Raw genomic sequence first — 22,511 nt, 5'->3', positions numbered from 1 at the left:
TCGATATTTTTTTGAAAATGATCAATTCTCCATTCTCAATTTTTATGATTAAAACTTTCAATGCTCCATTTTTAATTTAAAAACTATGTCACAAAAAATAAAAATATTAATCAATGGAAATTTTACAGAAAGTAAAACAAAAAACTATCTTCCTGTAGAAAATCCTGCTTCACAGGAGATCCTCGTAGAAGTTCCTCTCACAGAATTATCTGAAATAGATGAAGCTATTGAAGCAGCCGCGGAAGCCTTCAAAATATGGAAAGAAGTTGCCACTCCCGAAAGAGCAAGATTATTTCTGAAATACCAGCATCTTTTAAAAGAACATCAAAAAGAAATTGCAGAAATTCTCTCCAGGGAAAACGGAAAAACCTTTGCAGATGCTATGGGAGACGTTTGGCGCGGTATAGAAGTCGTAGAGCATGCCTGTAATATTCCGACTCTGATGATGGGGGAAACGGTAGAGAACGTTGCAAGAGGAGTAGACACTTACAGTTACATTCAGCCTCTTGGGGTCTGTGCAGGAATTACTCCTTTCAACTTTCCGGCCATGATTCCTTTGTGGATGTTTCCTATGGCGATAGCATGCGGTAATACCTTTATTTTAAAACCTTCCGAGCAGACTCCTATGACCTCTATGAAAATGGCAGAGCTGTTTTTGGAGGCAGGCTTTCCTAAAGGTGTTTTAAATATTGTTCATGGTACCAAAGATCAGGTAAACCATATCTTGAATCATGCTGATATCAGAGCTATTTCATTTGTAGGCTCTGTACCGGTTGCAGAACATGTTTACCGTACCGGAACCGATAATTTGAAAAGAGTTCAGGCTTTTGGCGGTGCTAAAAATCATATGGTGGTCATGCCGGATGCTAATAAAAGTCAGGTAATTAATAATCTGGTGGGAGCTTCCTGTGGTGCTGCAGGCCAGCGTTGTATGGCGATCAGTGTTGCAGTATTAGTAGGAGAGGCCCAAAACTGGGTAGGAGATATTAAAATGGCCTTAAGTACAATCAAACCAGGAGTTTGGTCTGATGAGTCTGCTGCGTTTGGTCCGTTAATCAATCGACAATCCAAAGATAGAGTGTTAAGATTGATTAAAAGTGCTTACGATCAGGGAGCAGAAGTTCTGTTAGATGGAAGCAACTGTACCGTAGAAGGCTATGAAAACGGATATTTTGTAGGACCTACCTTATTTAATAATGTTTCTGTGGATATGGACATCTACAAAGAAGAAATTTTCGGGCCGGCATTGCTATTATTAAAAGCAGAAACCTTAGATGAAGCGATCAGAATTATTAATGAAAACCCATACGGAAACGGAACCTCAATTTTCACCAATTCCGGAGCTGCTGCAAGAAAATTCCAGCATGAAATTGAAGTAGGGCAGATTGGAGTTAACCTTCCGATTCCTGTTCCACTACCGTTTTTCTCTTTTACAGGATGGAGGAAATCATTCTTTGGCGATCTGCATTCTTACGGAAAACAAGGCGTTCGTTTCTACACCGAAACCAAGACCATTACAGCCCGTTGGTTTGAAGAAGATGTGCCGGGAGGAAGTGTGAACATGACCATCAACTTAAAATAAGAGAAGGTAGGTCATTGAAAATAATTGTAATTCTCAATGATCCAATTTTTACGTTCGATTATTCATTCTCAATTTTCAATTCAAATAAATTTTCAATTCAATACTATGGAGTTTAACCTCAATGAAGACCAGCTGGCATTTCAGGATGCCGCGAGAAAGTTTGCTGAAAAAGAGCTGTTTCCATATGCTTCAGAATGGGATGCTGAAAAGAAATTTCCCAAAGAAGCTATTGGTAAAGCCGGAGAATTGGGTTTCTGCGGTGTATACACCAGCGAAGAAGCCGGCGGGCTGGGATTATCACGGCTGGATGCAGCCATTATATTTGAAGAATTAGCCGCCGCTTGTCCTTCCACTACAGCCTATATTACCATACACAATATGGTTTCATGGATGATCGATGAATTTGGAAATGATGAAATCAGAAAAGACTTATGTCCGGATCTGGCATCAGGTAAACTTCTGGGCTCTTATTGTCTTACCGAACCAGGATCAGGCTCAGATGCAGCAGGTTTGAAAACGACAGCTGTAAAAAAAGGAAATAAGTATAGTATTAACGGAACCAAAGCATTTATCTCAGGAGCAGGTGAAAGTGATATTTTAATTGTCATGGCCCGCACGGGGGAATCCGGCACCAAAGGAATCAGTGCATTTGTAGTACATGCCGATACTCCGGGAATCAGTTTTGGAGAAAAAGAAAAAAAACTGGGCTGGAATACGCAGCCGACCCGCTTTGTATTTTTAGATCATGTGGAGGTAGAAGAAAAATATCTTTTAGGTACATTAGGAGAAGGATTTAAAATCGCTCTGAAAGGATTGGACGGAGGCCGTATCAACATTGGAACCTGTTCTGTAGGAGCAGCACAGGGAGCAATTAATCAGGCTCAGCGCTATATGCATGAGCGGCAGCAGTTCGGGAAATCATTGGCCCAGTTTCAATCTCTTCAGTTTAAAATTGCAGATATGGTGACAGAACTGGTTGCAGCCCGTCAAATGGTACAATTGGCAGCATTCAAACTTGATTCCAAAGATCCCAATGCCACTACTTATTGTGCAATGGCGAAAAGACTGGCTACAGATATGAGCTTTAATATCTGCAACGAGGCCCTGCAGATCTTAGGCGGTTATGGCTGTACACAGGATTTTCCGGTAGAAAGGCTGATGCGTGATGCCAGAGTACATCAGGTTGTAGAAGGAACTAATGAAATTATGAAACTCGTTATTTCAAGAAAGATCCTTGAAGAAGGAGCTACTTTACAAATAAGATGATAACAGATTTTTCATTACTGTAGAATCTTTGATTTTCATCTTATGTGAGCTTTTCTGCGGCATCATTTTAAACTTACTTAAGGGAATTAAAGTATTTTAAAATAAAAACTTTTGTGACTTTTGTGGTTGTATAAAGTTTAGATAACTTTTAAATAATAAATTTCAATTTTCAACTCTCAATTTTTAATTAAATATCATGAGTGTAATTATAACAGAAATTAAAAATAAGGTCGGAATTATTACCCTGAATTCAGAGAAAACTCTCAATTCGCTGTCATTGGAAATGATAGAAGAACTGAAAACTGTCTTGGAAGAGTGGAAGACCTCCGATGAAGTAGCCTGTATATTCCTTCAGGGAGCCGGAGAAAAAGCACTATGTGCAGGGGGGGATGTGAGAAAATTACATGATGCTATTATTGCACAGCGTGCAATAGACGGTACAAAAGTTCCACAGGATTGTTTCGACTTCTTCTCAAAAGAATACGAGGTAGACTATGCCATCCATACCTATCCGAAACCTGTCATCGTCTGGGGACACGGAATCGTTATGGGAGGTGGAATTGGTCTGATGGTGGGTGCCTCACACCGCATCGTTACAGAAAAAAGTAAACTGGCAATGCCCGAAATTACAATAGGTCTGTATCCTGATGTAGGAGGAACCTGGTTTTTGAATAAAATGCCTTCTGCTTATGGCGTTTATTTAGGATTAACAGGCGCAAGATTGGATGGTGCAGATTGTAAATTCTTAGGATTGGCAGATTATTATATAGAATCCTCTTCAAAAGAAACTATTCTGAATTCCCTTCAGCAGGCAGATTGGAATGGAACCTCTCATAAAACCGTTTCTAATATCCTGGAAAATATTTCAAAAGAGATTATTATTCCTCAGTCTCAGGCAGCATTACATAAGCCTTTTATCAAACAGTTTGAAGGAGTAGATTCTCTGGAAGATTTCAAGAAAATATTAATCAGTTATAATGATAATGATAAAGATGAATGGATCAATAACGGTGTGAAAAGCTTTGAAGCCGGATCTCCAAGTTCAGCACACATTATTTTCAGACAACTGAAACAAGGTAAAGATTTAAGCCTTGAGGAGGTTTTTCAATCTGAACTGAATCTATCCTGCCAATGCTGCATTCACCCTGATTTTGCAGAAGGAGTAAGAGCATTATTAGTAGACAAAGATATGTCTCCGAAATGGCATCCCGCAACATGGGAAGATATTACAGAAGAATGGATAGATTCCTATTTTAAAGAACTGAAAATGGAGAATGAAAAATTGAGAATGGAGATTTAAGTATTACGCTTTGAACGCTCAACTTTAAACTTTAAACTTTAAACTAAGAAATTATGTCAAATATAGCATTCATAGGATTAGGAAATATGGGTGGTCCAATGGCCATTAACCTGATCAAGAAAGGTCATCATGTGATAGGCTTTGATCTTTCAGAAGAAGCTTTGAAAATACTGGTTTCAGAAGGAGGGCAGACTGCCGAATCTGCTGTAGAAGCCTCTAAGGGCGCAGATGTTGTGATTTCGATGCTGCCTTCAGGAAAACACGTAGCTGATCTTTATTCAGAAGAGTTTATAAGCAGTCTGAAACCAAACACATTATTGATTGACAGCAGTACTATTGATGCAGTTACAGCCCGTACAGTTGCTGAACTTGCTGTTTCAAAAGGCTGCAGGATGATAGATGCACCTGTTTCCGGAGGAACTGCCGGAGCTCAGGCAGGGACACTCACCTTTATTGTTGGTGGTAAACAGGAAGACTATGAAAAAGCCCGGCCGATACTCAAGTGTATGGGACAGAATATATTCCATGCGGGAGAATCCGGGGCGGGACAGGTTGCCAAGATATGCAATAATATGCTGCTGGCCATTCATATGATCGGAACTTCAGAAGCCATCAATCTTGGGGTGAAACATGGTCTTAATCCTCAGATTTTAAGTGAGATTATGCAGAAGAGTTCCGGAAAAAACTGGTCTTTAGATGTGTATAATCCTTATCCGGGTGTGATGGAAAATGCTCCGGCTTCCCGTAATTACTCCGGAGGTTTTGCAGTAGACCTGATGACAAAAGATCTGGGCCTTGCTGCAGAAGCGGGATTGGAAACCAAAACATCCACACCTCTCGGTAATACCGCATTGAATTTATACAGAATGTGGAGCGAATCAGGAAACGGAAAAACAGACTTTTCAAGTATTATTCAATTTCTAAACAGAGACCTTTAAAAATTTGAACAGAATATAAAATACTGTCTGTGAACACTTTTTAATAATTTTCAACTATCAACTAAAAATGACTTTTGAAACATTACTATATCAACAAAACGGTCACATCGGAACACTGACGATTAACCGTCCGCAGGCCTTAAATTCATTGAATGAACAGGTTTTACAGGAGCTGAAATCATTTGCTAACCAGGTAAAATCAGATAAAAATATCAGAGTATTAATCATTACCGGTTCCGGAGAAAAAGCTTTTGTTGCAGGGGCTGATATTAAAGCGATGCAGCAGATGACTCCCGAAGAAGCAGAGGCGTTTTCAATTGCTGCGCAGACAGCTTTTAACGCTATTGAAGAACTTCCGTTTGCGGTGATAGCCGCTGTAAATGGCTTTGCGTTGGGAGGAGGTTGCGAACTTGCATTATCCTGTGATATTATTCTTGCCAGTGGAAAAGCAAAATTTGGACTCCCTGAAGTGACATTAGGATTATTGCCTTGTTTTGGCGGAACCCAGCGTCTTCCGAGAGCTATTGGATTATACAAAGCAAGGGAAATGGTTTTCTCCGGAGAATTTTATTCCGCGGAAGCCTGTAAAGATTTTGGTTTTGTTAATCATGTTTTCGCTCCCGAAGAATTACTGAACGAAGCCCAAAAACTGGCAGAAAAAATAGCTGCAAGAGGGCCTGTGGCCGTGGCAAAAGCGAAACTGTCGCTAAATACCGGATTTGAACTGCATATCACAGACGGATTGAAGCAGGAAGCCGCTTTATTTGGGGAATTATTTACCACAGAAGATCACAATGAGGGCATCGGAGCATTCATAGAAAAAAGAAGCCCGGACTTTAAAGGAAATTAATGAACTGGAAGGCAGAGAATTGAAATAACATGGTTTAACTTAAGTATCATCTTCTATTTTCAATTCTCTGTTTTTCCATTATTTAAATAGTCAGTCCATGATTGTTTTTTACCTCAGCCATGACAAATGTACTGTGGGTACTCCCGATAGAATCTACAGATCCCAGTTTGTTAAACACAAAATCCTGATAATGTTTCATATCCCGTACCTGAACTTTCAGAAGGAAATCAAAATCTCCGGAAATATTGTAACATTCCGCCACTTCTTCAATTTCTAAAATTTCTTTCACAAAGTCATAGCCTACAGATCTGTCGTGAATTTTCAGCTTGATCTGACAGAAAACCGTAAATCCACGGTTGAGCTTTTCAGCATCAAGAACAGCAGCATATCTTTTCACAAACCCTTCCTGTTCCAATCTTTTTACCCTTTCAAAAACCGGTGAAGTGGAGAGGTTCACTTCCTTTGCAAGCTCTTTAACGGTCAGTTTTGCATTTTTCTGGAGCAGCCTCAGCAGCTGTACATCCTTATCATCAAGTTGTTCCACAGAATAATATTCTTTTAGATTATAAAAACAGTCAAATGTACAGAATTATATGCTTTTATTGATGTTTTTAAAAGATTATTTTGCTTAATTAATTGTATTTGATTGTGTGTTTATTCTGTATTGTTAATTTTACACAAAATTAAAAACTTTTAATGATGATCATCGTCATCGTTAAAAGTACAGTTCTTTAGAGATACTTCATCAAACAGGAAAGGTTTTACTTAGCGTAGATTAATAGGGAATCGTGTGAGAATCACGAGCTGTCGCGCAACTGTAAGTAACATGCCAAAGGTTTCTGTCCTTGCATATCCACTGCCAAAAGCGGGAAGGATGACGGAAACTGTTACAAGTCAGGAGACCTGCCTTTACTGAATTGACAATGCTTTCGCGGTCTGAAGCTTTTGGGTCATAAAGATGATATATCGGATGTATACATTTTCTCTGTGAGGGAAGTTGTATTGTTTGTTATATCGTGATCCCTGAAATTTTTATCCGTAAAACATTCCGAAGCATTTTAAAAGGACTTTACCATTAAGTTTAATTAAAAAGTTTAAAAATGCAAACTCACATTCTGGGCTATCCGCGTATTGGTAGCAAAAGAGAACTCAAAAAAGCCTGCGAGCAATATTGGTCAGGTAAAATCCTTCCGGAAGAACTTCTGAATACAGGCAGCACGATCTGTAACCAAAACTGGAACATTCAGAAAGAAGCAGGAATAGACCTTATTCCATGTAATGATTTTTCATACTATGATCAGGTATTGGATATGAGCCTTGTGGTGGGAGCAATTCCTACACGTTATCATGAAGTAGTGCTTAAAAAAAACAACTCTGAGCTGGATCTTTACTTTGCTATGGCAAGAGGATACCAGAAAGAAGGATTGGATATCACTGCAATGGAAATGACAAAATGGTTTGATACCAATTATCACTATATCGTTCCCGAGTTTTACAAAAATCAGCAGTTTAAACTGAGTTCAGATAAAATTTTCAATGAATTTGCAGGAGCAAAACAAGCGGGAATCAATGCAAAACCGGTAATCATCGGGCTGGTTTCTTACCTTCTATTAGGAAAAGAAAAAGAAGAAGGATTTGATAAGCTGGATCTGGCTGGAAATCTTCTTTCCGTATATATTGAAATTTTAACCAAACTTCAGGAGCAGGGAGCAGAATGGATTCAGTTTGATGAACCTTTTCTAGCGTTGGATTTAACGGAGAAAGCCAAAGAAACCTATCATTTTGTTTACACCGAAATAAGAAAACGCTTCCCGAAACTGAAATTCATTGTGGCTACTTATTTTGAAGGATTAAATGATAATGAATCACTTGCGGCATCACTACCTGTGAATGTATTGCACCTGGATCTTGTAAGAAACCCGGAACAGTTGGATGAAATCCTGAATGGTATTCCGGAAAGCTTAAGCCTTTCATTAGGAGTAGTTGACGGAAGAAATATCTGGAAAAATGATTTTGAAAAATCTTTGTCTTTCATCAGAAAAGCAGTTGAGAAATTGGGATCTGAAAGAGTTTTAATCGCTCCTTCCTCTTCATTACTTCATTCACCGTGTGATCTGGATTTTGAAACCACTCTTAATCCGGAAATTAAAAACTGGCTGGCTTTTGCAAAACAGAAAGTGGCAGAAGTTGTAACGCTTAAAGAACTGGTATCAGGAACAGAAAATGGGCAGATTCTTGCTTCTTTTGAAGAAAATAAAAAAGCAATTGCAAGCAGAAGAACATCCTCGCTTATTCATAACGATGAGGTAAAGCAAAGAGCAAATGCTGTTACTGAAAAAGATGCACAAAGAACAAATACCTTCAAAATCCGTAAAGAAGAACAGCAGAAAGTCCTTCAGCTTCCTTTATTTCCAACAACAACCATCGGGTCATTTCCACAGACCACGGAGGTAAGAAGCTGGAGAGCAAAATTCAAGAAAGGAGAGCTTACGGCAGAGCAGTATGATACTTTACTGAAGGAAGAAACCCAGAGAACCATCAACTGGCAGGAAGAAATAGGAATAGATGTATTGGTTCACGGGGAATTCGAGCGTAACGATATGGTGGAATATTTCGGGGAACAGCTGGAAGGCTTTGTATTTACGAAAAATGGCTGGGTACAGAGCTATGGAAGCCGTTGTGTAAAACCTCCTGTAATCTTCGGTGATGTTTCCCGCCCAACTCCGATGACGGTATATTGGTCTCAATATGCACAATCCCAGACTGAAAAATGGGTAAAAGGAATGCTTACAGGCCCCGTTACAATTTTACAATGGTCTTTTGTACGTGACGATCAGCCTCGTTCAGAGACATGTAAACAAATTGCTCTGGCTATCCGTGATGAGGTTGTGGATCTTGAAAAAGCCGGAATCAGAATCATTCAGATTGATGAGCCTGCGATAAGAGAAGGGCTTCCATTACGGAAAACAGACTGGCAGAACTACCTGAAATGGGCTGTAGAAGCTTTCAGAATTTCAGCAAGCGGAGTGGAAGATGCTACACAGATTCATACTCATATGTGCTATTCGGAATTCAATGATATTATTGAAAATATTGCTGATATGGATGCAGATGTGATTACCATAGAATGTTCCCGTTCTCAGATGGAACTGCTGAATGCTTTTGCAGACTTCAGATATCCGAACGAAATCGGCCCGGGAGTATACGATATCCATTCCCCAAGAGTTCCGTCCAAAGAAGAAATGATTGAATTGTTGAGAAAAGCCCAGAACGTCATTCCGGCCAATCAGCTTTGGGTAAATCCTGACTGCGGATTGAAAACAAGACACTGGGAAGAAACCGAAAAAGCTTTGATAGCAATGGTGGCAGCGGCTAAGGAAGCCTCCGTAGAATATGCACTTTAAAAAACTTTAAAATAATTAGATTCAATAATTCAGATCGTGTTATGGTTTTCATAGCACGATCTGTTATTTTAGTGATCCTCGCTTTCAGATATGTGTTTTTAGATGAAGTCTGAGTTATTTTGCCTGTAATGAACTCGGCGGATAGCCAAACTGCTTTTTAAATGCGAAGGAAAAATGGGATAAGTTTTCAAAGCCCAGATCCAGATAAATATCAGAAACCGATCTCCCTTTTTGAGTAAGCAGAAAATGAGCTTCCTTTAATCGTCTAAGTTGCAGCCATTGTCTTGGAGGTATCCCAAATATCTTTTGAAAATCTCTTTTAAAGGCAGACAGACTTCTCCCGGTCAAATAAGCAAACCGCTCTACATTGACATTGAAATGAAAGTTTTTGTTCATAAAAGCTTCAATATCTATTTTGTAAGGCTCAGAAAAATCAAATAAAATATCCTTAAGACCCGGATCATCGCTCAGCATCAGAAGTAAAGCTTCTTTCTGTTTGAGACGCAGAAGTTCTGTAGAAGCAGGAAGTTCTTCATACGCAAGTAAAGAATACATAAAAGAAGTTAATGCCTTTTGATCCAGTTTTATAAAAGCCGGAGTATTGTCTTTCTTCTTTGCCTGATAACCATATTCACGGCTGAAATCACGTAAGATAGCTTCATCAAAATAGATGGTTACCGTTCTTATTTCCCCGTTTTTAGGTGGGTATTTTGCAAACTTCAGAAGACGGTTTTTTCTGGCAGAATAAAGTTCACCCTCTTTAAATATTGTCTTTGTGATTCCGTCATTCAGTTCCATTTCCCCGGAAAGGACCAGCCCCAAACTATGGATTCTTGCAAACTGTTCTCCTTCCCTGAATTCTGAAAAATGACAGGAGTAATTGATAGGTAAAGGAATATTATTTTCGCTCATGGTTCAAACGGTTATTTCTTGATGGATTCTTTTTCAAACTTACAAAACTTTTTTAGGATCAATGATGAATTACCTATTGATTAAATCCTCAAAGCCCGCTAATCACAGACTTTGAGGATTTTATTATCAGGCAAGAATGGTCTTAGGTTCCAGATAAGCTTCCAATCCGAATACACCATACTCACGGCCGATACCACTTTGCTTAAACCCGCCGAAAGGAGCATAAGGATCATGTGAAAACCCGTTGATGCAGATTCTTCCGGCATCAATCTGTGCTGCAATACGTTCTGCATGCTCTTTGTCAGAAGAACTGATGTAAGCTGCCAGCCCATAAGTAGTGTCATTCGCAATAGCAACCGCTTCCTCTTCATTAGTATAAGGAATGATAGAAAGCACAGGTCCGAAAATCTCTTCCTGAGCAATACGCATATCATTATGAACATTGGTGAAAATGGTTGCCTTGACAAAATTACCATTTTCAAAGCCTTCCGGTTTCCCTTCGCCGCCTGCAAGCAGAGTAGCTCCTTCTTCCTGTCCCAGACGGATGTAGCTTTGTACTCTTTCAAATTGCTTGGCGCTTACCATAGGTCCTACAAGAGTATCTTCTTCATTAGGGTTTCCTACTTTTACCTGTTCTACAGCCTTTTTAGCCAGTTCATTTACTTCATGCAATCTGTTTTCGGGAACAAGCAGGCGGGTAGGAGCGATGCAAGCCTGTCCGTTGTTCATATACGCTCCGAAAACAGCCATAGGAATAGCTTTTTCCAGATCTGCATCTTCAAGAATAATATTTGGAGACTTTCCGCCAAGTTCAAGCGTTACTCTTTTCATAGTATCTACAGCCCCTTTGGCAATCGATTTTCCGGTAAGGGTAGATCCGGTGAAAGATATTTTCGCAATATCAAGATGCTGGGTGATTTCTGCACCCACTACATTTCCTAATCCATTTACAATATTGAAAATCCCGGCAGGTAATCCGGCTTCATGGAAACATTCGGTAAGCAGCTGGGTTTGGGCAGCACTCATTTCACTTGGTTTGATAACGGCTGTACATCCGGCAGCAATAGCGGTAGCCAGTTTGTTGCAAATGAAACTGTTGCTGGCATTCCATGGAGTAATGATTCCTACCACTCCCAAAGATTCAAAACGTACTTTAGAATGTCCGACTGCTCTTTCAAAGTTATAAGATTCCAGCGTAGTAATGGTTGTGGTAAAGGCTGAAATTGCATTTTGAACACTCATCCTGCAGAACTGTAATGTTCCTCCATATTCATTCACCATCACAGAAACCAGTTCATCTTCCCGTTTACTCACTGCTTCATGCAGTTTTTGTAGTAAACTGATGCGTTCTTCTTTTGTACTTTTTGAAAAGGTTTTAAAAGCTTTCTTTGCTGCGGCAATGGCCATTCGGGTGTCTTCTTCATTTCCAAGAACAACTTCTCCGGTCTTTTGATTGTTCGTAGGGTTAATAAGGTCAAATGTTTCTGTTCCATTCGGTGTAACAAATTCACCGTTGATGTAAATTTTATTAATCTGTTTCATTTTGATGATTTTAATACGACAAAGTTCGTCAGAAACAGAAAAGACAGGTTTGCTGTATAGTTCAATTTTTATTTGCTGTATAGTTCAATTTTTATTTGTTGTATGGTTCAGATTTGTGTTGAAATATATGCTGTTTGTTTTCCTTTTTGATTTAATATGAAAAAATGGTGTGTTCTTCCCCGAAAATTGACTACTTTTATCATAACCAAGTAAACAGGCCGTTTTGAGAACAACACTTAAACTTATTACTGCTTAGTATCAGTCTCCGTAACCACAGGCTGATCGTTCTTTCGTTTGGATAATTCTATCCGAACAGGTTTTCATTTCATCATATTATCTACTGCATTGCCTGTAAAAGGCAGCTATATCTGTTGTTTTAGTTTTAATCATTATGATTTTTAAAGACTGAATATAGATCAAATATACCTTAAGAATAGTCTTTGGGTAAATCTCAGATGTATCAACCTTCTTGTAATGCGTGAATAATATGGAAAAAATCCAACAAAGAATACTAAGCACGATTATAAGTAATGAGTACAAAACATATTTGGGAGGTAAAAGCAAAAAACACTCCCTTACTAAAAAAGAAATGCAATCATTGTAACAGCGACAGGTTTTACTGCAGCGATAAATTCAGATTGAATGCTCAAAAAAAGAATATTGATATATGGTTGATTTACCGATGTGTAAAATGCAGCAACACCTATAACATGACTGTTTTTTCAAGAATAAGAACAGAATCTGTGAGTAAAGAACTGTTCAATAAATTTTCAGAAAACAATACGGAAATTGCCTGGGAATACGCATTCTCACAGGAGATAAGACGAAAAAATAATATTGAAGCAGATATGGAAAGCGTAGAATATGAAATTCTATACCATACCATTCCTGTTGAAGATCTGATCAAGATGGACGGTGAGACGATTTCGTTTCAAATACAATCTTCATTTGATTTTAATGTCAGAGTTTCAACCGTTATCAGGACATGTTTAGGCCTTTCATCATCTAAATTGAACCTGCTGCTTGATTCAGATACAGTTTATTTTAATGGAAAACCTTTACAAAAGAAGTACAAGATTAAGAACGGTGATACTGTTACCATCAACAAGCAAGCATTGATAGATATCTACCTTATCGGGAAAGAGGCTTTATTTTTCAAGACAGTAAATGCTCAATAATAAAAGGGCCTCTCAATAATAGTTTGGGAGGCTCTTTTTTAATCCTACTTTGGATTTTTTAAAAGATTGACCTGTTTCTGTAAAGTCTCTTTTTCCGGCTTTGATTTAGTCAGACGGATTGCTTCTTCAAAATGATGAATCGCTTGATCAGGATGGGTTTCAGCATACAAATAGCCCAACAATCCATGATAATATTCGTTGTTGATGAGGTTAAGTTTTTCTGCTTCAGTAACAGCCATCTCATTTCCATAGACTTTGGAAAAAGCAAAAGCTCTGTTTAAGGCAGTAACCGGAGAATATTCAATAATGACAAGCTGATTGTACAGGTTTAAAATATGCTGCCATTTATCTTTAGCAGATGAAGTATGCCAATACGCAATACCTGCTTCCAGATGATATTTCGAAACGGAGATACTGTCCACTTTACAGGCTTCTATCAGGTAATAATTACCTTTTTCGATCAAAGCTTTATCCCATAATGTTATATTCTGTTCATCAAAAAGAATGGCTTCCCCTTCATCATTGGTTCTTGCATCAAGCCTAGAGCTCTGAAAACACATCAAAGCCAGCAAGGCATTGGTTTTTGGGGTATTGGTAAACTGATTATCAGTAAGGATCAGGGTAAGTCTTATGGCTTCCAGGCAAAGATCTTTACGGATTAAAAGAGTATTCGTCCTGGAAAAATAACCTTCATTAAACAATAAATATAAAGTAGCCAGTACCGTTTCCAATCGCTGGTGAATATCCTGTTCACGTAAAGAATCTATTGTAAAATGGTGTGTTCTGAGAGTTTCCCGACCTCTTTGCAAACGTTTTTTAATCGTCTCCGTTTTTGAAAGAAAAGCATTGGCAATTTCTTCCACACTGAAGCCACAGAGAATCTGAAGAGCCAGACATATTTGGGTCTCGCGGGAATTGACAGGGTTGCAGGTCGCAAAAATCATTTCCAGTTGACTGTCAGTGATGTTTTTGGTATCAAAATCTATGGTTAGGTGCTCTTTTTCAGTGGCTCTTACTTCTTCTTTGTTCTTTTCAATAATGGAAAGGTGTTTGAAATAATCTTTGGCTTTATTCTTAGCCACCGTGTAAAGCCAGGCTGCAGGATTATCAGGAAGTCCATCTACAGCCCAATATTTCGAAGCTTTCAGAAAGGTTTCGCTGGCAATATCTTCTGCAATTTCGATATGTTTGATATCAAAACTTCTGCAAAGTACTGCAACGATTTTACTGTACTCGGTTCTGAATAAATACGGTGTTATTTCATTCGGATTGGTCATGGCTGATCAAAAGGCTGTAACAAAGGTAATTATTACAATTTACTGATTTCCCTTACTTCTACACTTCCTCCAAATAACAGAATAGGACAGTCTTTAGATAAAGCCGTAGCTTCTTCAATAGATTCCGCGTTGATGAGCGTATATCCCATAATGGATTCTTTAATTTCAGCGTACGGACCATCAGAAATTATTCCGTCTGATTTTATAACCTGTCCGGTACTTTCCAGGCGGTTTCCTCTGTCTGCCAGTTTATTTTGCGCAGCAATTCCTGCGATCCAGTTCATCCATTTCTGGGTATTGACCTGCATTTGTTCCGGTGATGTCTTGGGCATAGACTTGTAGTCTGCACGGAAGACCAATAAGAATTCTTTCATTGTATTCAAATTTTTGATTCATTCTGATGACGACTGATTTTCTTCAATGGGGACAATTTTTTAAATATAAATATCAGAATTATTTCAGATCCATAGTTGTTCTGAAAACACCTACTGCATTTCCGGTAATACGGATGATATCGGGTTGGCTGTCTTTCACGCCGACCTGTACTTTTACTTCGCCAATTCTATTGATGGTTTCCCCTTGTTTTCCGGTAAATTCAAAAATGCCATCAGCAGTCTCTATGATTTTGTTTTGAATAAGATAACCTCCCAGAGGACCGTTCGCATTTCCGGTAACCGGATCTTCGGAAATACCGATAGCGGGTGCAAACATTCTTCCATTAGTTAATATCTCTTTTTCATCTGTATCGAAAGTAAACACAAAATATCCGTTACAGCTGATTTCTTTACTGAGCTTTGTCAAGGCCGTAAGATCGGGAACCAAACCATTTAAGGTGATATTGCTTTTAATACCGATCATTACTTTTGAATGGCCTGTGGAAGCAATTTGTACAGGACATTTTTCATCAAGATCATTCATTGTCAGTCCCAGGGCCTGTACAATTCTTTGAGTCATTGAAACATCAAAAGCAGGGCTCAGCTCAAACTTTCCCTGTGTCATGGTGATGAGATAATCATTATCTTCTCTTTCAATGTGAATTGGTAATATTCCGATTGGTGTATGTATTGTAATAGTACAGGAATTCAGATGATCTTCCTGAGCTTTTGCATAGAGAGCTGCAATGGTGGCATGTCCGCAGGATGGAACTTCTGTGGTAGGAGTAAAATACCTGACGTGGTAATCAAAATTTTCCTGAGGATTATCAGGTTTGAAAACAAATGCAGTTTCAGAATTATTAAGCTCTCTGGCAATAAGCTGCATTTCTTCAGGCGTCATATTTTCAGCGTTTAACACAACTCCTGCAGGATTTCCTTTGAATTTTTCTTTGGTAAAAGAATCAATTTGATAGACAATAACTTCTTTCATGACGGATGATTAAGTTTACTGTAAAAATACGGAATGAAACCGGGGATCTGATACCTGTTTTATTGTCATTTGGTAAAAAATAAACCAGAATCCTGAGATCCTGATTTATCAATTAGTGATTAGAAAAATTTCAAGGGATTTTAATCCCACTTATTTTGGGTAGAAACGGCATACTTTCCTGCTCCTGTAAAGAAAAAGCTTAGGCTTATGAGCATATAGATCACCAGTAATTCCAAAGCCCAGCCTCCAAATTCATTAAGTTTGAAAATATTAGCCGTTTGTGCAAGGATAGTGGCAGTAAAGCAATTAGCAGCAAAAATTAACCCTGCCAGCCTTGCCCTGAATCCTATAACCAACATAACAGGAGCTATAATTTCACCCGCAAAGACACCATAAGCAAAGAATGCTGGTAAACCGTGCATGGTCATCATATCTTTAATAAATCCAACTCCGTGGATCAGTTTGCTGATTCCATAAACCGACATGGGAAATCCGACAGCTATTCTGCAGATAAGCATTCCTAAATCAATGTTCTTTTTCATTTCGTATTATTATTTAAAAGTTATATTTTATAAATGCCCCGATATTTTCCAGGGTCTTTTTTCCGTTGTTAAACTGATCAAAATTGGAGGCCAGCCCGTATATCATTTTATCCTGTTTCACACCAAGTCTGATAAACTGCAGCCCTCTGGGATATCCGCTGTCATCAAGATTTCCAATAGCCAGTAGGCTGAAATATCCTTTGAGATCTTTTGTCATATAAGGAGTATATTCAAATGATATGGACTGCTCCAGCGAAAATACTTTCTGATAAGTAGTTCCTATGGAATAGGAGAGTGAATAGCCGGGCTGGACGATTTTGTATTGCAGGTAAGCGCTGAAAAATGCTCCCGGATTTTTAATTCCAAATGCTGCGTTAGCACTCAGTCTTTTGGTAAAGCTATAAGCCAGGGTATTTCTGATGAAGAATATATTTTCTTGGTCTTTGGTGTATTCTGTATCAAATAAAGTAAGATTGTTCAGTTTCAACCGTTCATTCAGTTGATAATTGACATTGTGCATATAGGTATACGACCGATGTCCTAAAACAAGATCCGGAGTATAAGAAAGTTTCTGTGCATTCAGATTCAGGGAAGCTGACGCAAGAGCTGTTATTGTGATGATTTTTGCCTTCATATTTCACTCATTAAATTCTGTGAGCAAAATTATCCGGGCTGGAACGGAATAAACTTAAGAAATCTTAAGAAAGGTCAGACAGGTGCTTTTTTCTAAGATAACTCAGGTATTCTACTGTGATTCCAAGGTAGGAAGCAATCATATATTGAGGAAAACGCTGTTCAATATTACGGTAGGTGGTGACGAATGTTCTGTATTTGGTGTAAGCATCAACCCTTGAATGTTCAAAAGTTCTTTCCTGTAACGTAACATAAGCAGACTGCATTTTCAGGCGCCAGAATTCTGAAATGGCAGGAACTTCTTTATATAATAATTCCAAATGGTTTTTACTGATTTGTATAATTGTGGTATCTTCATTAGCCTGAATAAACATTCTTGAAGGCAGTTCGCTCAGATAGCTGTACAGATCATTCACCCACCAGTTTTCAATACCTAGCTGAGTGGTATTTTCCTTTCCTTTTTCATCAATATTATAGGCATACAGACTTCCTCTGGCAATAAAGCGCATGTGTCTGGAAACCTGTCCTTCACGAAGCAGGTATTCTTTCTTTTTGAGCTGTATGATTTCTAATTTAGAAGTGATATAATCAATATCCTTGTCTTCTAAAGAAACGATTTCCTTAAAGTGTTTTATCAGCTGTAAAAGTATAGTATCCGTGTCCATCATGAGGTATTGTGCTTTGCTCCCAACTAACATGTCAGGATGTGCGATAGGCCCAAATTTACGGAAATATTAAAAAAATTGTAGTGATAAAGCAGGCTGAATACGGACCAAAGGAATAATAGGTTTTGAAAAATGCAGTCTTCCAGTAGGGTAAAGTACACAACAAGGAAGTATTTATTTGTAGTTTTTTCTAAGGGCCTGTCTTAACCAGGTTGAATTTAAAAAAATAAAATAAAGAAACCTTTTGAAGCCTATTTAAAAGAAGAAGACCACAATTTACAAGTTAAATTGTGGTCTTCTACAGCTTAGAACTATTTAAACTACGATTCTGTTTTCAAATAACCATAATGCAAAGCTGTTTCTTTTCCGAATAAGCTTGAGAAAATGTTCTGAAACTCATGGATGTATTTACACTTTATAGCGTTCCCATATATTTTCAGACCTTCCAGTATTTTTCTGGAACTCAGGTCTATATCGTATTTTATAAAAGGTTCCGGTCTTTCATACCGTATACTCTTATCTGAACTGTACGTTCTTGAGAACCCCAGTTTCTCAAGCCATTCTTCTGTTATTTTGATAGGTTTGATAGAAGCTGCCGGGACTGAGATACTTTGAATATCATTTTCAATTTTTACAAAATAAGCCTGTTCGACATTGTGAAAGATCTCGGAGATCGTATAAATCTGATTATTATACTCCACCAAGTTCTTGATTTTTAAATCTGCTACGTTCATGATATTTTGATTTTTTAGGTGATGATAAAGTCCTGTATAAATAGCAAATACTATGCCCGGCATCATATTGTTGTAGGCTGTTTTAGTGAAGGTTAGGTTAAATTTTCTCTATAAAAAATTAATAATATGTTAAAATAGTACACTCATAGGCGAATTATGGCATATTGCCCAAAAAAGTGGATGTGGTATGTATGTGGTACTAGTTTTTTGCTCTTCCTTTAGGTAATACATTAGCCGTAGTTAAGAGAAGGGCTATAATAACAGCTATGATAAGAATTCCTATGAAGACATTCCAGGAATAAGCATGAAGGAGATAACCGGTACCACTACCCAGAATACTGGAACCAAAATAATAGAACAGCCAGTAAATAGAAGTAGCTGAAGACTTTCCACGTTTGGCATACAATGCAGTCATCTGGCTGGCCATCGTGTGGGCTGCGAAAAAGGAAAGAGTAAAAAGACCAAGTCCGAAAATAAGAATATAGATATTTTCAGATAATAACAATGCGGCTCCGGTGAGCATAAACAGGATGGAACCTTTCAGGATATCATTCATGGGAAACATTCTGGAAAGACGCCCTGTGATCATCGTACCAAAGACTCCGAAAATGTACATGAGAAAGATAAAAGCAATGATAAAATGGCTTAACGAAAATGGTTTTGCTTCCAGTCTGAACGTCAGATAATTATAAACACTCACAAAAACACCCATCAGTAAAGCAGCTGTGCAATACAATCGAAGCATATAAGGGTTAGTCAGAAAAAACTTCATCTGTTTTACCTTAAGATGATAATCCGTTTTCTGTGGGTTGAAAAATCTTGACTCCGGAAATAATTTCCAGAATACAGCCCCAAGGATGAAGCTTTCTATTCCGATAAAAAGAACAGCATTACGCCATCCGAATTCACCTGCAAGAAGGGTAGCCATAATTCTTCCGCTCATTCCGCCAATCGTATTACCGCTGAGGTACATGCTGATGGCTGCCGGTACTGCCAGAGCATTCACTTCCTCTGTGAGATAAGCCAGCGCAACTGCCGAAACTCCGGAAACAACAAAGCCTTTCAGTACTCCGATAGCGATCAGGAGACTTAAACTTGGGATCCAGGTGGAAATAATGGTAAGCAGTGCAGATGAAATCAATGAAAAGACCATCAGACCTTTTCTTGAATAGCTGTCAGCTTTAAAAGCAAAAAATAATAACCCTAATGCCATACCTATTGTGGAGGAAGAGACAAGAAGGGAAGTATCACCTACAGACACCCCGAACTGTTCTGCAGCCATAGGCAGCATGGGCTGGAAAAGATAAAGCTGTGCAAAAACCGAAAGTCCTGAAAAGAAAATACAAAGTTTTATATATCGGAAACGTGAGCTTCCCTGATTGGCTTTTTCAGATGAATTCATGATTTTTTTGCAATTAAAATGCAGTGGTTTGACAGAAAAATTAAGTCTTGTAAATTTCCTGATTATTTTCCGAATTTAAAAATCATTATTTCAATCATATGTATTGGTGAAACAAATCAGTGAATTTGCAAACTGCTGATGTATTCGGAAGGAGTAATGCTTTCCATCTGTTTGAACACCCTGTTGAAAGTAGATTGGTTGGAGAACCCTGCTTCGGTATAAATATACATAAGAGTTACTTTCTCAATATCATTTTCAGTAAGCAGTCTTTTTACACACTCAATTCTGTGCATATTCAGATAATTATTGAAATTGGGATACCCTTTTGTACGGATGGATTTTGAAATATAGCTGCTATTGATATCCATTTCTGCAGAAAGCTTTGAAATATTGAAATTAACATCTTTATACAACTGTTTTTCTCTCATGACAAACTCAATTTTCTCAAACAGTTCATCTGCAAAAGGAGCTTTTTCTGCTACAAAGGTTGGCTGAACTTCCGGATTCAGAGTTTTCTCTTCAATTTCATGGTAAATTTCAACTCTTTTTATTTTATCTTTAAAATAGATCAGAAGGGATATTACAGCCACATTAGAAACCATAAGGATAGTATCCGTAATTCTTACATCATCCTGGCTGTGCAGAGGGAAGTCAAAGCTGAAATTTTTTGAAATAAGATATCCAGCTATAATATTCAATAGAACAAAAAGGCTGTAAATAAAGACATATTTTCTTGAAAAGAAAACATAGGCTGCCAGCGGAATCGGAATAAGCCACACAAAACTTGCTATAGAATTATTCCAGAAAACAAGCATAATGTAGAAATTATAGAGAGTCGCAATAATAACATAAGAATGTACCATTACATTTACTGAGTAAGATTTGCGTACAATCAGATAAGTATATATCAGTAAAAAAAGTCCTCCATAAAGATACCATGCCATTATTTTATCCGGGATGATAAAAGTAAATATCAACCCAAATACAGCAAGAATCACACACATCAGAATAGTATAATAATGAATTAACTGTCTTTTGTACTGTTCTATTTTTATGTCTTTTGCGATATTCATTTGTGGTAACAGATAATTTTAAATCATTTCAATACGCTTTGTAACAGTCAAATATCAAAAAATGACTGCAATAAAACGTTGATTGTTAGTTATTTGTGTTTTGGTGAACCGTTTCCGGTTTTTCATTGATTATTAAGGAATTTGATTTATCAGCGAAGATAACTTTGCACCAGCTAGCTCAACAAGGGTTAATTGATAATATGTCAATTGATCCACATGATTTATTCATCCCTAAATAAATTTTAAACAAATATACTAAAATGAAGAAAATAAAATTACCTCTTATTGGCATAATGATGTGTGTTTCAACTATTATGTATTCTCAGGTTGGTATCAATACAGATTCTCCTAAAGTAACATTACACGTAGAAGGTAAGCCGGATGTCACAACTGTTCCTGATGGTGTAATGGCTCCCAGGGTAACGGGCGATCAGCTGAGGGCGAAAGATGATGTCTATTTAGCGGCGCAAACCGGAGCATTGGTGTATGTGACTCAAGCTGTAACTATACCTTCTGCAAAGACGGCAAAGGTAGATAAAGCCGGATATTATATGTTTAACGGAACAACATGGAAGTTTGCTTTTGGAGGGAAAGATGATGATATTACTGTTGGAGATTTAATTTACTATCATGGAAGTATACCAGCAGGTACTTCTGGAACAAATACTTTAGCGAGTACCTATCTTTCTGATCTTCCTGTATTGGGAGGTTTTTTAAGACTTGATGCCCAATTTGACAGCAGCTCAGCAGGAACAGGAGCAGCCACAACTTTTAACCCAAGACTTTATAATGTGGGAACTTCAGATGTGAAGATATGGGTTTCTGAAATGTCCACTCATACAGGAGATTCTGACAACGGAAATATTAAATTATCACCAGGAGCTTACAGACAGTTTGATGATGGTGTTTATCTTACCCAGACTCATAATGAGACTGTTACTTTTGATATTACCATACAGGAACCGGAACCAAGATGGTACAGAGTGTATTATGCATTCCGTGTAGATAACAAATCAACTACAGGAAGTAGCAATGCTTCCACTACAGACTCCAATACCTCTGATAATACAAGAGAATTGTTTCTGTCTGTGCAAAGGTTATATTAACCGAAACCTTTTCTATGATTCTAAAAATGCATTGATTTTATAAAAAAATCAACTGATCAACTGATGAAAATCTAATGAGATTTGTATTTTTTCTGGGGCCGGAATACTATGAGATTCCGGCCCCTTTTGTTAATGCATCATTTCGTAGGCCTTAATAAGCTCTGCAATGTTGGTGACATCAAGCTTTTGAAAAATTCTTTTTTTGTAAGTACTCACGGTAGACATCTGGATATTAAGTCTGTTGGCAATTTCAAGATTTCCGTTTCCGTCAGCAAGCAGCTTGAAGATTTCATATTCACGGGATGACAACTTTTCTACAGGGTTGTTTCTTTTGTTCTGAATAATAAGACCAATCAGTTCCACGGGATAGAAATATCCTTTTTCGATTACTGTTTTCACAGCATTTTTGATTTCTTCCTCACTGCTTTGCTTATTCAGGTAACCTTCGGCACCCTCTCTGATATATTGGATGGCAACATCTTTATCATATCCTGAGAAAATAAGAATCTTGAGGTCGTGCTGTATATTTTTAAGCTCCGGAATCATTTTTTTATACTGAGTTCCAGGCATGTCAATATCTAAAATAAGCAGGTCAAAACGTGAACTGCCAAGCTTTTTCTTCACCTGGTCATAGTTTTCTGCAAAATCTATTTTCAACTCCGGATAAGCAGTTTCAAGAACCAGAGAGGTTCCTGCCCTTACAACATAATGATCATCAGCGATTAAAATTCTTTCATTCATA

Annotated in this window: 21 protein-coding genes and 1 riboswitch; of the genes, 8 read left to right on the top strand and 13 right to left on the bottom strand. The window is 37.9% G+C overall.

Annotated features, from left to right (window positions below; genetic code table 11):
* The first annotated feature begins 85 nt into the window (after positions 1 to 85).
* The 5 genes from LC457_RS05500 (at position 86) to LC457_RS05480 (ending at position 5,936) form a co-directional block, all read left to right on the top strand.
* A complete protein-coding gene (locus LC457_RS05500) occupies positions 86 to 1,582 on the top strand; it encodes a CoA-acylating methylmalonate-semialdehyde dehydrogenase (RefSeq protein ID WP_223598966.1) in 1,497 nt (498 codons plus the stop codon).
* A gap of 105 nt (positions 1,583 to 1,687) precedes the next feature.
* The gene (locus LC457_RS05495) at positions 1,688 to 2,848 is read left to right on the top strand and encodes an acyl-CoA dehydrogenase family protein (protein ID WP_223598965.1); all 1,161 of its coding nucleotides are present in this window, start codon (positions 1,688 to 1,690) and stop codon (positions 2,846 to 2,848) included.
* Between the two features lie 196 nt (positions 2,849 to 3,044).
* Positions 3,045 to 4,148 carry an enoyl-CoA hydratase/isomerase family protein gene (locus LC457_RS05490; protein WP_223598964.1) on the top strand — a complete coding sequence of 368 codons (1,104 nt, stop codon included), beginning with the start codon at positions 3,045 to 3,047 and terminating at the stop codon, positions 4,146 to 4,148.
* 53 nt (positions 4,149 to 4,201) lie between these two features.
* Positions 4,202 to 5,086 (top strand): 3-hydroxyisobutyrate dehydrogenase, encoded by an 885-nt coding sequence (gene mmsB / locus LC457_RS05485; RefSeq protein ID WP_223598963.1) that lies wholly within the window; start codon positions 4,202 to 4,204, stop codon positions 5,084 to 5,086.
* Positions 5,087 to 5,153: 67 nt separating this feature from the next.
* The gene (locus LC457_RS05480) at positions 5,154 to 5,936 is read left to right on the top strand and encodes an enoyl-CoA hydratase/isomerase family protein (RefSeq protein WP_223598962.1); all 783 of its coding nucleotides are present in this window, start codon (positions 5,154 to 5,156) and stop codon (positions 5,934 to 5,936) included.
* A gap of 82 nt (positions 5,937 to 6,018) precedes the next feature.
* On the opposite strand, the gene LC457_RS05475 is transcribed toward LC457_RS05480, so the two are convergent.
* A complete protein-coding gene (locus LC457_RS05475; protein WP_047422640.1) occupies positions 6,019 to 6,480 on the bottom strand; it encodes an Lrp/AsnC family transcriptional regulator in 462 nt (153 codons plus the stop codon).
* Positions 6,481 to 6,675: 195 nt separating this feature from the next.
* Positions 6,676 to 6,862, top strand: a riboswitch (cobalamin riboswitch).
* Positions 6,863 to 7,036: 174 nt separating this feature from the next.
* Between LC457_RS05475 and metE the strand changes: the two genes are divergently transcribed.
* Positions 7,037 to 9,340: a 5-methyltetrahydropteroyltriglutamate--homocysteine S-methyltransferase gene (gene metE / locus LC457_RS05470; protein ID WP_223598961.1), complete on the top strand. Its 2,304-nt coding sequence runs from the start codon at positions 7,037 to 7,039 to the stop codon at positions 9,338 to 9,340.
* Between the two features lie 114 nt (positions 9,341 to 9,454).
* Here the strand turns inward: metE and LC457_RS05465 are convergent, their stop codons facing one another.
* Entirely contained in the window at positions 9,455 to 10,252 is a 798-nt protein-coding gene (locus LC457_RS05465; protein ID WP_223598960.1) for an AraC family transcriptional regulator, read from the bottom strand.
* A 126-nt stretch (positions 10,253 to 10,378) separates the two neighbouring features.
* A complete protein-coding gene (locus tag LC457_RS05460; protein WP_223598959.1) occupies positions 10,379 to 11,794 on the bottom strand; it encodes an aldehyde dehydrogenase family protein in 1,416 nt (471 codons plus the stop codon).
* A 530-nt stretch (positions 11,795 to 12,324) separates the two neighbouring features.
* Here LC457_RS05460 and LC457_RS05455 point away from each other — a divergent pair.
* Positions 12,325 to 12,972 carry a DUF1062 domain-containing protein gene (locus tag LC457_RS05455; protein WP_223598958.1) on the top strand — a complete coding sequence of 216 codons (648 nt, stop codon included), beginning with the start codon at positions 12,325 to 12,327 and terminating at the stop codon, positions 12,970 to 12,972.
* 44 nt (positions 12,973 to 13,016) lie between these two features.
* Here the strand turns inward: LC457_RS05455 and LC457_RS05450 are convergent, their stop codons facing one another.
* From LC457_RS05450 to LC457_RS05410, 9 genes are all read right to left on the bottom strand, one after another.
* Entirely contained in the window at positions 13,017 to 14,249 is a 1,233-nt protein-coding gene (locus LC457_RS05450) for an RNA polymerase sigma factor (RefSeq protein WP_223598957.1), read from the bottom strand.
* Positions 14,250 to 14,281: 32 nt separating this feature from the next.
* Entirely contained in the window at positions 14,282 to 14,623 is a 342-nt protein-coding gene (locus LC457_RS05445) for a YciI family protein (RefSeq protein ID WP_223598956.1), read from the bottom strand.
* A 79-nt stretch (positions 14,624 to 14,702) separates the two neighbouring features.
* A complete protein-coding gene (locus LC457_RS05440) occupies positions 14,703 to 15,614 on the bottom strand; it encodes a PhzF family isomerase (RefSeq protein WP_223598955.1) in 912 nt (303 codons plus the stop codon).
* A gap of 140 nt (positions 15,615 to 15,754) precedes the next feature.
* Entirely contained in the window at positions 15,755 to 16,156 is a 402-nt protein-coding gene (locus LC457_RS05435; protein ID WP_223598954.1) for a DoxX family protein, read from the bottom strand.
* 13 nt (positions 16,157 to 16,169) lie between these two features.
* The gene (locus tag LC457_RS05430; RefSeq protein WP_223598953.1) at positions 16,170 to 16,790 is read right to left on the bottom strand and encodes a hypothetical protein; all 621 of its coding nucleotides are present in this window, start codon (positions 16,788 to 16,790) and stop codon (positions 16,170 to 16,172) included.
* 64 nt (positions 16,791 to 16,854) lie between these two features.
* Positions 16,855 to 17,457 (bottom strand): Crp/Fnr family transcriptional regulator, encoded by a 603-nt coding sequence (locus LC457_RS05425; protein ID WP_374200532.1) that lies wholly within the window; start codon positions 17,455 to 17,457, stop codon positions 16,855 to 16,857.
* A 317-nt stretch (positions 17,458 to 17,774) separates the two neighbouring features.
* Positions 17,775 to 18,188 (bottom strand): hypothetical protein, encoded by a 414-nt coding sequence (locus LC457_RS05420; RefSeq protein ID WP_047385698.1) that lies wholly within the window; start codon positions 18,186 to 18,188, stop codon positions 17,775 to 17,777.
* Positions 18,189 to 18,387: 199 nt separating this feature from the next.
* Entirely contained in the window at positions 18,388 to 19,590 is a 1,203-nt protein-coding gene (locus LC457_RS05415) for an MFS transporter (RefSeq protein ID WP_223598952.1), read from the bottom strand.
* 116 nt (positions 19,591 to 19,706) lie between these two features.
* The gene (locus LC457_RS05410) at positions 19,707 to 20,663 is read right to left on the bottom strand and encodes a helix-turn-helix domain-containing protein (RefSeq protein WP_223598951.1); all 957 of its coding nucleotides are present in this window, start codon (positions 20,661 to 20,663) and stop codon (positions 19,707 to 19,709) included.
* A 260-nt stretch (positions 20,664 to 20,923) separates the two neighbouring features.
* Here LC457_RS05410 and LC457_RS05405 point away from each other — a divergent pair, with 260 nt between their 5' ends.
* Positions 20,924 to 21,769, top strand: a complete 846-nt coding sequence (locus LC457_RS05405) for a hypothetical protein (RefSeq protein WP_223598950.1) — start codon at positions 20,924 to 20,926, stop codon at positions 21,767 to 21,769.
* Positions 21,770 to 21,898: 129 nt separating this feature from the next.
* Here LC457_RS05405 and LC457_RS05400 read toward each other — a convergent pair whose 3' ends face one another.
* Positions 21,899 to 22,510 (bottom strand): response regulator transcription factor, encoded by a 612-nt coding sequence (locus LC457_RS05400; RefSeq protein ID WP_223598949.1) that lies wholly within the window; start codon positions 22,508 to 22,510, stop codon positions 21,899 to 21,901.
* Position 22,511 lies beyond the last annotated feature (1 nt).

This window comes from Chryseobacterium sp. GVT01B, from assembly GCF_019970045.1.
Classification (GTDB): domain Bacteria; phylum Bacteroidota; class Bacteroidia; order Flavobacteriales; family Weeksellaceae; genus Chryseobacterium.
Note: the sequence above shows the minus strand (reverse complement) of the source record. Positions and strands in the feature narration are given on the sequence as shown.